This window comes from Pseudobacteroides sp. (assembly GCF_036567765.1).
In the GTDB taxonomy this organism is placed as follows: domain Bacteria; phylum Bacillota; class Clostridia; order Acetivibrionales; family DSM-2933; genus Pseudobacteroides.
This window is the reverse complement of record NZ_DATCTU010000121.1, coordinates 61,914-74,244: the sequence shown is the minus strand read 5'-3', so window position 1 is coordinate 74,244 and position 12,331 is coordinate 61,914. Positions and strand designations below refer to the sequence as shown.

Annotated in this window: 11 protein-coding genes; 10 read left to right on the top strand and 1 reads right to left on the bottom strand. The window is 38.7% G+C overall.

All coding sequences use genetic code 11. The features are described from left to right. Window positions 1–124 precede the first annotated feature (124 nt). The 10 genes from VIO64_RS20180 (at window position 125) to VIO64_RS20140 (ending at window position 9,574) form a co-directional block, all read left to right on the top strand. The gene (locus VIO64_RS20180; RefSeq protein WP_331921546.1) at window positions 125–508 is read left to right on the top strand and encodes a BlaI/MecI/CopY family transcriptional regulator; all 384 of its coding nucleotides are present in this window, start codon (window positions 125–127) and stop codon (window positions 506–508) included. Then, on the top strand, window positions 501–2,393 hold the full coding sequence (locus VIO64_RS20175; protein ID WP_331921545.1) for a M56 family metallopeptidase: 1,893 nt from the start codon (window positions 501–503) through the stop codon (window positions 2,391–2,393). Before VIO64_RS20180 ends, VIO64_RS20175 begins: the two co-directional genes overlap by 8 nt. After that, window positions 2,326–2,472, top strand: a complete 147-nt coding sequence (locus tag VIO64_RS23175) for a DUF4829 domain-containing protein (RefSeq protein WP_414705321.1) — start codon at window positions 2,326–2,328, stop codon at window positions 2,470–2,472. Before VIO64_RS20175 ends, VIO64_RS23175 begins: the two co-directional genes overlap by 68 nt. A gap of 80 nt (window positions 2,473–2,552) precedes the next feature. Further along, the gene (locus VIO64_RS20170) at window positions 2,553–2,813 is read left to right on the top strand and encodes a YkuS family protein (RefSeq protein WP_331921544.1); all 261 of its coding nucleotides are present in this window, start codon (window positions 2,553–2,555) and stop codon (window positions 2,811–2,813) included. 102 nt (window positions 2,814–2,915) lie between these two features. Continuing rightward, window positions 2,916–3,080 carry a hypothetical protein gene (locus tag VIO64_RS20165; RefSeq protein ID WP_331921543.1) on the top strand — a complete coding sequence of 55 codons (165 nt, stop codon included), beginning with the start codon at window positions 2,916–2,918 and terminating at the stop codon, window positions 3,078–3,080. Between the two features lie 68 nt (window positions 3,081–3,148). Beyond that, the gene (locus VIO64_RS20160) at window positions 3,149–3,343 is read left to right on the top strand and encodes a L,D-transpeptidase (RefSeq protein ID WP_331921542.1); all 195 of its coding nucleotides are present in this window, start codon (window positions 3,149–3,151) and stop codon (window positions 3,341–3,343) included. A gap of 83 nt (window positions 3,344–3,426) precedes the next feature. After that, window positions 3,427–3,900, top strand: coding sequence for an RNA polymerase sigma factor (locus VIO64_RS20155; protein WP_331921541.1), 474 nt, complete (start codon window positions 3,427–3,429; stop codon window positions 3,898–3,900). Beyond that, on the top strand, window positions 3,893–5,104 hold the full coding sequence (locus VIO64_RS20150) for a zf-HC2 domain-containing protein (protein ID WP_331921540.1): 1,212 nt from the start codon (window positions 3,893–3,895) through the stop codon (window positions 5,102–5,104). The genes VIO64_RS20155 and VIO64_RS20150 overlap by 8 nt, the downstream gene beginning before the upstream one ends. Before the next feature lie 51 nt (window positions 5,105–5,155). Continuing rightward, window positions 5,156–5,491, top strand: coding sequence for a hypothetical protein (locus VIO64_RS20145; protein WP_331921539.1), 336 nt, complete (start codon window positions 5,156–5,158; stop codon window positions 5,489–5,491). Between the two features lie 657 nt (window positions 5,492–6,148). Next, window positions 6,149–9,574, top strand: a complete 3,426-nt coding sequence (locus VIO64_RS20140; protein ID WP_331921538.1) for an NAD(P)-binding protein — start codon at window positions 6,149–6,151, stop codon at window positions 9,572–9,574. Window positions 9,575–9,725: 151 nt separating this feature from the next. Here the strand turns inward: VIO64_RS20140 and VIO64_RS20135 are convergent, their stop codons facing one another. Then, the gene (locus tag VIO64_RS20135; protein ID WP_331921537.1) at window positions 9,726–12,287 is read right to left on the bottom strand and encodes a glycoside hydrolase family 9 protein; all 2,562 of its coding nucleotides are present in this window, start codon (window positions 12,285–12,287) and stop codon (window positions 9,726–9,728) included. Window positions 12,288–12,331: the final 44 nt, after the last annotated feature.

Below are 12,331 nucleotides of genomic sequence, written 5' to 3'. Positions count from 1 at the left end.
AAAGAGGCAGGTAAGGTCATAAATCTTACCTGTCTTTGTTTATTGGAGAAAGCCTTGACAAAACGGGGGTTACAGTTGTAAACTGGTATTAGGTTACGAATGTAACCTAAAGGGAGGAAATTATATGGATTCATTAGCAGCAAAGATAACAGATTCTGAAGTTGAGGTTATGCGTGTTTTGTGGGAGGCGGGGTGCGAGCTTCCTATTACCGATATAAGAAAACCACTTGAACAAAAAAGCAGTTGGGAAACTTCCACCATAAAAACGTTGCTTCGCAGGTTGTGCGAAAAAGGGGTAGTTTTAGCGACTAAAAGGGATGTGTTCTATTACAAGCCTTTAGTTAGTGAGGCGGAATATAACGAGTACTCCACCCAGAACCTGATTGACCGGTTGTTTGCCGGCAGTGCTAAAAAGCTTGTGGCATCTTTATTGGGAAGCAAGAAACTAAATAAGTCGGATATTGAAGAACTTCAGAATATGTTTAAAGTAGGTGACAAGGATGAATGATGTCATAAAGCTGGTTTTGTCCCTTTCATTGTCAGGCAGTATTCTTGCCTTAATAATACTTGCCGTAAAGCCGCTAATAAGGCATAAAGTATCAAAAACCATGCAGTATCTACTTTGGATTGTAGTAATTTTTAGGTTTCTGGTTCCTTTTTCTTTTGAGAGCAGCATTGTTAATGAACTGTTTTATAAGAGTAATGCTACAAATAATGGTGCAAGCTCTATGCGTACTATAATCGAAAAAACAAACATCGAAAAGATAAATCCGGATTTACACCATTCAAATAATTTTCCCAAAGCATATGATTTATCTGATATATCTATCTCATCTAGTCAGCCCAATTCCAATGAAAAGTCGGCCGCGGGTACTGCAGATAGTAAATTTAATTTCATAGATATGCTAAAGGATATTTTTTATAAATATTCTATGCTGATTTGGATATTGGGCATTATGTTTTTTCTTAGTTACAATCTTACGGGATACCTAAGATTTTTAAAGCAAATAAGAAAAGCAAACAGACCTGCTTCGGATGAACAAAGTCAAACTTTAAATAATTTATTAAGGGGGTACAGGTTGAAACTTTTTCGCAACCGATATGTGAAAGCCCCAATGCTTATTGGCATTGCAAGGCCCTGTGTTATAATTCCCGACACAGACTTTTCCGAGAAACAAATAAAGTTTATTCTGCTTCATGAGATTAATCATATGAAGCGGTTTGACATAGCTATAAAGTGGCTGACAATGATAGCTCAAGCTATTCACTGGTTTAATCCGCTGATGTACCTTATAAGAAAAGAAATCGGTCATGCCTGCGAATTGGCTTGTGACGAAGCAGTTATAAAGAATCTTAGTGTTAAAGAAAAGCAGGACTATGGGGATACGCTTATAGATGTGGCAGCTGGCGGCAAATATAACTCGGTACAATTACAGGCAACTATGTATGAAGAGAAGCAGAGCCTCAAAGATCGGCTTACGGCTATCATGAACCATGGAAAAAAGTCGAAAGCTATGGTGCTGTTATCTGCAGCTTTGTTTATAGCCGTTATAGTAGGAGCTCTATATTTAGGAGCTGGTGTTGGAATTGGTGCCAGCTCTCCGCCGAATATTTATATAAGTGCTGAATATGAAAAGACAAAGAAGGCGGTGGTTGGGACTTATTCATGGAATTCTGTCAATGCTGATTCAGTAAATCCGCTAGAGATGAAATACAATCCTGACAATATAGTTAACATAAGTTCAAGACAGCAGATGTCAATAAGTACACAAAAGATAAAAATTGACAGGAAACATGATTTTACCTTGATAGGACTTACAGTTTACAAGGAAGGCAGAAGGGCGCAGTTTGAATCCCCTGAACCAAGCATAATCAATGGGGTTTTATATTTTCAGGCACCTGTTGATGGCGGGGAGTATATATATGGAGTTAAGCTGGGGTTTAAAGATAAAGGACAGGTGGAATACTCCTTTGTTGTTAGAGTTGATATGATGAACTTTGACTTAGATCGGATTTCAAAGCTCAGAACACCTTATAAAGGTGAGGCTTGGAAGGTTTCGGATTTGGCACAAAATTTGCCGGTACCTGAAAAAAGCTTTATTCAAAGCTATATATCATTGGAAACAGATAAGCGGCCTTATGGACTGACGGTATTTTATGGACTTCAATATGATGGTACATATGTTAGTGAATGGCCTCTTATAAGAAGCGATAAAGCAAGCTATTCCAATCTGCAGAAGAATGCACTTGTTTTATTTTGCATGATTGATAATTTGGATAAAGTTACGTTTGCATTTCGGAATTCACCGTCTGGTGAAAGACTTGATGAACCAAAGTATGACTCAAGGTTCACTTTTTTTCGCACGGATTTTCAAGATAGGTATGGCTGTTAAAGCAAATACTGACTGGAATATGATTCTCGTCCGTAAGGATAAAAATTCGCCTTGGCTAATTGATGATCAAGGGTATTAAATAACAAATTACCAATTCGCTATATATTTACATGCATACCAACACTTCATGGGGGAAGAATAAGGACGAGGTGATGACATATGAAAAATATAGGTGTAGAAAAAGGTCTGACTAATGTAGCTGACTATTTGAAGAATCAGGGATATACAGTGCAGATTCTAAGTGAAAACATTGAAAATAATATTGCCAAATATGATAATCTAGATGTAATTATTGCTGCAGACTACAACACCAATATGATGGGTTTTGCAGATACATCTACCAAGATTCCAGTAATTAGTGCCAGCGGACTTACTGCAGAAGAAGTGAAGAACATGATAGATCAGAAGACATCTAAATAAAATCAATTAACTGACAATTAATCAGCAGCCCTCCTATCTGCATATGCCAGACATAGGAGGGTTTACTTACTTATACATACCAAAATATCAGGAGCTAAGGCTATGAAGCAAATAATGCTTGAATCTATACCATACTCTGGTATAGGCTATTTTATAGCCACAAAGCCTTCTAATTTAAATATTCCAACAAAATTAAAGGCTATGGTGTATCAGATATTAAGGAGGTATTTTATGCAGGCTTGGACTCCTCAGGCAACCTATATGTAAAAAAAAGCAGGATGGTACTGAGAGGCATGGCCAGCATGGTATAGAGTAGTGGAATAAAAGTCGAAGCATTGCGGAATGCAAACCCTGGTATTAATCCCAGTGCTTTATACCGCCAAGGTAGACTAATCAAATCTTATCCTGTTGCCACAGGCAAGCCATCAACCCCTACACCAACAGGGAACTTTACAATAGTAAATAAGCACGCAGATGTTGAAGACCTTTTTTCCTTTGTCGGTGTTTGTACACCTATAAGAATTTTTTAGCGAGATGTATTCTAAAAATGATGCTGTAACTTTTCACCATAAATTTCCGTTATAATTAGTGTAATGGATAAAGGGGTGAGCATGTGGAGGGCTTTAAAAAGATATACAGGGAAAACTATAAAAAGGTTGATAATTACTTAAGAAATATTTGCAAAAATACTGAGCTTGCAGAAGATTTGACCCAGGAAACCTTTTATAAAGCTCTCCTGATGTTTTATAGCGATAAATCGTCTTATATATGCATTAAATGGTTGATACGTGTTGCTCACAACAACTTTATAGACTATGTAAGAAAAAATAAAATCAATATATTAAATTTCGAACCCTATGAAGAGGATTTTAAAGCAACAGCAAAAAATGATACTGATATACTACATTTAGCTGAAGCATTAGGGAGGCTGCCGCTGCATTTTAAAACAGCAATACTGCTTAAGGACCACTATGGTTTTTCATATAAGGAAATAGCAGAAATAATAAATTCTACCGAATCTTCGGTTAAGGTTACTTTGCACAGGGCAAGGAAAAAGTTTAGGGAGGTTTACAATAGCCATGAATGAAGAATTGGGACCACAATGTGAGGTGGTAAAAAAATTACTGCCTGACTTTTTGAAAGAAAGGTTATCAGATAGCGAGAAGAAAAGCGTCGAAAATCATCTTAAGGAATGTGATGAATGCTTCAGTATATTCGAAGGTATAAAAGCTGATTCCATGATGGAATTAAAGGATGAACACCTGGAAATCAAGCAAAGAAAGCTGGAGAATATCTTCTTTAAGAGAGTACTGGGAAGAATAGTAATAGCATGTGCGTTGGTAATTGCTATTTGCTATATAGTTCTGACATTTATTTTTCAAACGATAATGGCAAAGCCTCTGATGAAGAAGAATGAGATGGTGAGGGGGGCACTAAATGACATTGTTCACTTCAATATTCCTGGGGGAAGGGCTAAGGGTGGCTGGTTAGGCCGACTTGGACCTCTTGAATCCATAAATATATTTGAGTTCGAGCAGCCTCTTTTATTTGGAAATTCTCGAAGCGGAAAGTTTGATTTGGCTGTTCCTAATTATATAGGAGAAATAGACTGGAAAACTACATATTTAGATAATGGTGCTGTTTTTCCAGTTGGCTGGGGCCATCAGGTTAACAGAAATGATGATTCTTTGAAAAAAGTCAAATCCAAGCTTGAAGCGGTTAAAGATTGGAGCCTTAGTTCATTGACTGTCTATTTTGAGAAGCCGGTAACACTTGAAAACCTTGATGTCCTGGTTACAAAAATTGATAATGGTGGTTACAGGGAGTGGTGGTTTTCAATAGATACAAGCGGTATTTCAATAAATAAATGGGGTTACAAAAACATGGGCTTTCTTCGTGCAAACTGGGGATTTCCATTAAATATAGAAATGGTGGGCCATCTGGCACCCGATGTAACCGACTTCCCCAAAAACGAAGCAGCTTCAAATGATGGGGTGGAAGACGGTTCTAATATAGATGATTTGTGGGCTCTTGATGCCAAACAACCTGTAGCACAAAGCTTTAAGTATTTCAAGAACGAAATGAAAAGATTTATAGAGTACTCCAAATATCTTAAAGATGATGAGTTTGCATCCGACCTCATAAAGGTCAATGATCTTATAGGGTCAAAAAACCTCAGGTTTAATGGTGTACTTTTAAAAGTGCCTACGGTGTCGGCACTGAAGCTATTTGATGATAAAAACATAGCAGATGTTCGTATTGTAGAGGTTGAATTTAATTATGACAGATAAATACTATAAACACTTAATGCTTAAATTAAAACTTTCTTAGGAGTGGTGAAATTGAGTTCAAAAATAGGTCCTGGTACTATTTCAGGCCCAATATTTTTTCTTGGCATTCTTGTTTCAATCAAGATTGGGAGAACCTTCTGCCTTGGTACGATATTTTTAAATGCGATAGGTATCAGCAAAAAATCAGTGCTGTACAATACATTATTTATATCTCTGGCTTTATTTATAGCAGGTTTTATACTGGGATTGATTTTTGAGAAAAACGAGGGTGCCAGCTTTGGCAAAAATATGTGTATAATTTTGGGGGCTGCAGTTATAATTTTTCTAGTTGCTGCATATGGGTTTCACGTAGACTTGCTATACCCTTTTAGAAAGTCTCCCATTTAAAATTCTACGTAATTTATATTAAGGAATAGGAGAGTCTAAACCAGATTACTTCGAAATTTGCTGAAATGTTTGGATAAATGAAGCATAAAACCATCTAGGGACAATTAATCGGCAAAGATATCGAAATATTCAACTAAAACACTTAAAAAATGTCGAAACATGAAATGACAAATTATAATTATTCAGCTATAATAGTAAATGGTCATAAGAATGTTAAAAAAATAACTTACTATTATATATTAAAAATGTAATCTTGCATTCGGCAGAGCAAAGCAAAGATGTTTTGGCAAAGCAGTGAAGCTTCGGCAGTCTATTGCCTTACATAAGTATACAAATCTAATTATACACTTATATTTATGGCAAGTAATTCTTTTTATCATTCCTTAATTATGGCTGATCCATTGATATATAAATATAGTTATATTCAAGCGGTGAAGTATAATCCTTCCAAAATTTTGTTTTGTTTAAGAAATTAATGCATATTCTATACAATAATTTCTCATGGCAACATTAATATTGGAAAATCACTTGATAACTTTTTGCAAATGGGATTTTGAAAGAATTATACATATACCAATGGACACGTTTTACAGTATCTTTTACTGCAAAACTTTTATTATAAATTTTTTCAAATACATATTATAAGAGGAAAAGGTTATGAAAACATTAACAAATCACAAACGCATCAAGGTAACCGTCAATGGACGGGAAATCGAGGTCTATGACAATCTTACCATCCTTCAGGCATTACTTCAGGAGGATATACATATACCTCATCTTTGCTATGATATCAGACTTGAAAGGTCAAACGGAAACTGTGGATTATGTGTAGTTGAATTGGGAGACAGAGACGTGAAAGCATGTCAGACTCCTGTTAAAGAGGGTATGGTTATTTGCACCAATAGCCCTAAGCTTGAAAACTATAGGAAGGTACGCTTAGAGCAGCTTCTTTCTGATCACAATGCAGATTGCGTTGCTCCCTGTGTTACCACTTGTCCGGCTAACATAGACATTCAATCCTATCTTCGCCACGTCGGTAACGGTAATTATGAAGCTGCAATACGCGTTATCAAAGACAACAATCCTTTCCCTATTGTGTGCGGCCGTGTATGTCCACACACATGTGAATCGGCATGCCGCCGCAATTTGGTTGATTCACCTGTTGCAATAAACTATGTAAAAAGGTTTGCTGCTGATTGGGATATGTCAAGGGGTCCCTGGATTCCTGATTTAAAACCTTCCACAGGAAAGAAAATTGCTATTGTAGGTGCAGGACCGTCAGGTCTTTCAGCTGCATACTACAGTGCGATAAACGGTCATGATGTAACTGTATTTGAACGTCAGCCCCATGCAGGCGGAATGATGCGTTACGGAATTCCGGAATATCGTTTACCAAAGGCTACCCTGGATAAAGAAATCGATATAATGAAAAAGATGGGTATCAAGATAATGACAGGTAAAGCGTTGGGAACGCATATACGTCTTGAGGATCTTAATAATGATTTTGACTCGGTTTATCTTGCAATAGGATCATGGCGTGCAACCCCTATGCATCTTGAGGGAGAAAATCTTGAAGGTGTATGGCTTGGAATACAATACCTTGAGCAGGTAACAAAGGGTATGGATATTAAGCTTGGTGACAATGTGGTTGTCATTGGTGGAGGTAACACTGCCATAGACTGTGCTCGTACAGCACTTCGTAAAGGTGCTAAATCAGTTAAGTTGATTTATCGTCGTACCCGTGAAGAAATGCCGGCTGAGCCCTATGAAGTTGAAGAAGCTTTGCATGAAGGGGTAGAAATGCTCTTTTTAATGGCACCAAATAAAATTGTTATGAACGGCGGAAAGAAAACACTTCACTGTATGGAAATGCAGCTTGGTGAACCGGACCGTTCAGGTCGTCGTCGTCCTGTACCCGTTGAAGGCAGTGATGTTTTGATAGATGCAGACACAATTATTGGTGCAATCGGTCAGAGCACAAATACTCAGTTCCTATATAACGATATGCCCGTTAAGCTTAATAAGTGGGGCGATATAGAAATCAATGGCAATACTATGCAAACATCTGAAGTAAAGATATTTGCAGGTGGTGACTGTGTTACAGGTCCTGCAACAGTTATTCAGGCAGTAGCAGCAGGCCGTCATGCCGCAGATGCTATGAATAGTTTCCTGACGAAAGGATATGTTCAGGAGGCCAACGCAGACTATAGCTGCAGCCGCGGGTCGATGGAAGACCTACCTAAGTGGGAGTTCGAAGAAATGCCTAAGGTTTTCCGTGCAAAAATGCCAGAACTTTCAATAAGTCAACGCAAAAATAACTTTAATGAGGTTGAGCTTGGATATAGTGACGAGTCTGCCAGAGAGGAAGCACGCCGCTGCCTTAAATGCGGTTGTAAGGAACGCTTCAGCTGTGACCTCAGAAAAGAAGCACAAGCTCACAAAATAGAATATGTAAATCCTATTCATGAACGCCCATACATTCCAATTGTGGATGATCATCCGTTTATCATCCGCGACCACAATAAATGTATTTCATGCGGACGCTGTATTGCAGCGTGTGCAGAGATTGAAGGGCCGGATGTCCTTACATATTATACAAAACATGGGAGACAGCTTGTTGGAACAAAAAGCGGTCTGCCCCTTCAGGAAACAGACTGTGTCAGCTGCGGTCAGTGCGTGAATGCCTGTCCTTGTGGTGCACTTGATTTCAGACGTGAAAAAGGAAAGGTATTCAGGGCAATCAATGACTCCGGTAAGACAGTTGTAGGTTTTGTTGCTCCTGCAGTTCGCAGTATTGTTTCATCTTATTTTGGTATTCCATATGATGAAGCATCACCTTTTATGGCTGGAATATTAAGAAAAATGGGATTTGATAAGATATTCGACTTCTCATTTGCTGCCGATCTCACCATTGTGGAAGAGACAACAGAGTTTCTCACTCGTGTTGAGAAGAAAGGTGTTATGCCTCAGTTTACATCATGCTGTCCAGGATGGGTCAATCTGGTTGAAAAGCGTTATCCAGAGATCATACCGCACCTTTCAACCTGTAAATCACCTCAGCAGATGATGGGAGCAACGGTTAAGAATCATTATGCAAAATTAGCCGGAATAAAGAAGGAAGACCTTTTTGTAGTTTCTATAGTGCCATGTCTTGCTAAAAAGCATGAAGCAGCCCGCTCTGAATTTGCTCCTGAGGGAATAAGGGATGTAGATGCAGTCCTCACTTCAAGTGAAATGCTTGAAATGGTTGAACTGCTCCGTATCAAAACCGCCGATATAGTACCACAAGAGTTTGATGATCCATATAAGAGGGTAACTGGTGCAGGGGTTCTCTTTGGTGCTTCCGGAGGTGTTGCTGAAGCTGCTCTTCGAATGGCTGTTGAGAAGCTTACAGGAAATGTTCTTGTAGATCGTCTTGACTTTGAAGAAATTCGTGGGTTTGAAGGTCTCAAGGAAGCTACAGTTGACGCAAACGGCACAAATGTACGTGTTGCTGTTATAAGCGGTCTACATAATGCTGAACCAATCGTGGAAAAGATAATCCAAGGCGTTGATGTTGGTTATGACCTTATAGAAGTAATGGCGTGCCCTGGTGGATGTATTTGTGGTGCAGGACATCCGGTACCGGAAAAGATAGATGCAATGGAAAAACGCCAGCAGGTTCTCGTGAATATAGATAAAACCGCCCAGTATCGTAAATCCCAGGAAAACCCTGATATACTAAGGCTGTACAATGAGTTTTATGGTGAGGCAAACTCTCATCTGGCACATGAACTGCTGCACACAACCTATACGCCAAAGGTTGGGGATAATGCCTGCAACACTGTAAAGAAGAAAGCAAACTCAGCCTTTGTGACGCAGGAATTTACCATCTGCATGTGTGAATCATGTTCTGGTAAGGGATCAAAGGAGCTTTATAATTCAATGTCCGATGCTGTAAAGAAGCTCAAAATGGATTCCTTTATCAACGTAAGAACAATACGTTTAAAGGATACTCACTCAGGCAGTGGCATTTACATAACTCTTAACGGTCAGCAGATTGAAGAAGGAGCACTTGGAAGTATGCTCAAGGGCTCGAAATAAACCACTGAAGACTGTATAAAATTAAAGAACTAAATTAATTAAGCTAATAGCTGAAATGCTAACATAAAGAGCTGCTGCAAAATGTAGTATACAAGACACATTTTGCAGCAGCTCTGTTTTCAATATTAATCAAGGTTGCAAAATCATATTATTAGAAAGCGTAAACTGTACCTGGTTCTATCGATTCATTATAACCGAAACGCATTGCTATAACCATTACATCATGCATATTTATTACTCCATCATTATTAACATCGCACTTATTGTTATAATTTGGATCTTGATATGTTGAATTGAAAGATATTGCTAATAGTACAAGGTCTCCCATGTTGACCTTTCCATCTTCATTTATATCTCCGGGAATAGGTTTCTTTGGAGTGGGAATTAGACCTTTGGCTTCCTCAAAGGATGCCAGCCATGCAAGTGAAGCGTTAAGATCCACATTTACTTCATTTGTAAAGTAGTTATAGTAATCATCTTCATAGCTTTTCTGAGCCGGTAAGTAACGAGGATCATCAGCGTTCACAAACCTCATTGCATTTAGTGATGAAGTAGCTCCACTAACTAAAAATCCTCCGGGAGCTTTTGGGAAACTTTTGTCATCCTGATAGGCAAAGAAAGCGTGATAGGGGTTTTTAACAGGATTTTTCCCATAGCCGGTGATATAACTTTTTACTATTGGGTTTCTGCCTAAAAGGTAATCCATGAACTCGCCAACGCCATTTAAATACTTTTTGTCTCCTGTCAAGGAATATGCATATGCCATAATTATTCCGTTATTGGCCCCAAGGAGGTTTGATTCATTTGGATATCCGTCTAATATACCGGATGTGCTGCCAATCTTGTATGGAAAACTGTTTTCAGCTAAAGGCATTCCATAGCCTTGTTCTCTTTGAATAGAAAGGTACAGATCAGCGGCATTAGTAATATTTTTTACTGCTGCAGGAAATTCGGAAGCCTTGTTAAGTGCCAGGGATAAAGTCCCAAGCCCTGCTGTGGTATTTCTGTCTATGCTTCCCTGAAATCCATCATTAAAATATGCTGTCAATTTCACAGGCATTTGACAAAAATATTTTGAGGTCTTTATGTAATCAAGATATAAATTTTTACCGGTTGTTAAATACAATTCGCATGCTGCCCAATAGAATTCGTCCTCAAAATAGTCATTTGGATATGAAGAAGGTGCTTGACCACTTGGGTGTGGCTGATAGATAGCCGGATTTTTCATTGCAGCAGCCCATGCTGTTTCGGCAGCTGCCACACACTTGTCTGAAAAAACGGTATCTATTGATTTCCAAAGTCTTGCGGCTTGTGCTGCACATGATGCAAGATTGAGGGTTGCATCAGTTGTAGGCGGATAGTATACTCTGCTTATCAAGGGTCCAGTACCTGCCACGTCTAGGCCAATAACGGCTTCATTTATTTGATAAGGTGCCATTCCTGCTCGGTCAAAGCCTTGAGGGATCTGAAGCTTCAGCATGCCTTCCATGCCCCAGCGTGCTTCGTCAAGGATATCTGGAATTCCATTTCCGCTTTCAGGAATATTCATTGTGTTATCTTTAAAAGCATCGGATTTTCCTGTAATCTTGGCATTTTCATACTGGTTTTGTATTTTCCATAATGCCATTGCATTATAGGAGGTATACTTTGTATAAAATCCTCCATCATACCATCCGCCTGTTACATCAAGAGTTGAAGGGCCGGTGTAATTTATGCCGGGTACCAGTCTGGCTTTATCCGGATTATCTCTTGCTGCTCTTGCCCATTGTGATTCAACACAGTAAGGTATTTTAATTTCTATACCACTTCTGGCGTGATAGAAATATTTCAATGCATCGTATTGGAGTTGTGAGTAAATATTATTTCCTATATCAAAGGAATGGCTTGAAGCATTCCCTGCGAACAGCTTGTAGCCAGTGCCTGGAGTAGTATAACTGGAAAAGTCAATTATCTGGACATTTTCTCCTGACGCATGATTCTGGCCGAAAGCTTGTGTCTTACCTGAAGCAACCACAACGCCTAAACTGTTCTTAAGTTCCCAATCCAAAGTAGATGTGGAGTCAGTCTTTATTGTGGCTTTTTTGATTGAATCAGAGTAATATCCCAACTGGTTTACCCTTATATCCATTGAGGGAGTAATAACAGGTGTTGGTGTTGGAGTTGACTTAGGGTCGGCTGAGTCATCATTTAGTGATATCGAAATAAATTTAACATCATATGGTAGTGACCCGGCTAATTCTCCACCTAGATGAAAAGCAAGCTGTGCATCTTTGTAATCCTTAGTTGCAGTAAAGGTGTCGTTGATCTCAAGAACCTTATCTGCAGTGAGGGCGTAAGGGCTCCAATTATTATTCCATGCCTCACCATAGGGTTCACCCCTATCACCTATTTTGGCGTAAATCTTGCAATTCTTTGAAGCTGTGACTTTGAATTTTACGGTATATTTATGGCCGTTGTAAATAGTAAAATCATTATGCTCCACTGCTACATCCCATTTGTTTGTGCCCTTTTGGTCCATATGGACAACAAGGCGTTCATCCTTTACATATGAATATGCATTGTTTTGATTGCTTAGATTTAACTTCCAAGGCGAACTCAATCCGTCAGTAAAATCTGTCCGTTGAAGCACTTCAACACTGAAAGCAAAGGTTATGCTGCTTACCAATGTTAGGACAGAAGCCGAAATGGCTGCCAATACGGTTTTTTTAAACATTTTAATTCCCCCTTAGTTTTATATTTTAATATTTGAAGCACAAT

What these genes read in the sequence shown, in the direction of transcription:
- VIO64_RS20165 (WP_331921543.1), top strand. Translation starts at nt 2,916, where the DNA reads ATGAAGCAAATAATGCTTGAATCTATACCATACTCTGGTATAGGCTAT.
- VIO64_RS23175 (WP_414705321.1), top strand. Translation starts at nt 2,326, where the DNA reads ATGAACCAAAGTATGACTCAAGGTTCACTTTTTTTCGCACGGATTTTC.
- VIO64_RS20150 (WP_331921540.1), top strand. Translation starts at nt 3,893, where the DNA reads ATGAATGAAGAATTGGGACCACAATGTGAGGTGGTAAAAAAATTACTG.
- VIO64_RS20175 (WP_331921545.1), top strand. Translation starts at nt 501, where the DNA reads ATGAATGATGTCATAAAGCTGGTTTTGTCCCTTTCATTGTCAGGCAGT.
- VIO64_RS20170 (WP_331921544.1), top strand. Translation starts at nt 2,553, where the DNA reads ATGAAAAATATAGGTGTAGAAAAAGGTCTGACTAATGTAGCTGACTAT.
- VIO64_RS20140 (WP_331921538.1), top strand. Translation starts at nt 6,149, where the DNA reads ATGAAAACATTAACAAATCACAAACGCATCAAGGTAACCGTCAATGGA.
- VIO64_RS20180 (WP_331921546.1), top strand. Translation starts at nt 125, where the DNA reads ATGGATTCATTAGCAGCAAAGATAACAGATTCTGAAGTTGAGGTTATG.
- VIO64_RS20135 (WP_331921537.1), bottom strand. Translation starts at nt 12,287, where the DNA reads ATGTTTAAAAAAACCGTATTGGCAGCCATTTCGGCTTCTGTCCTAACA.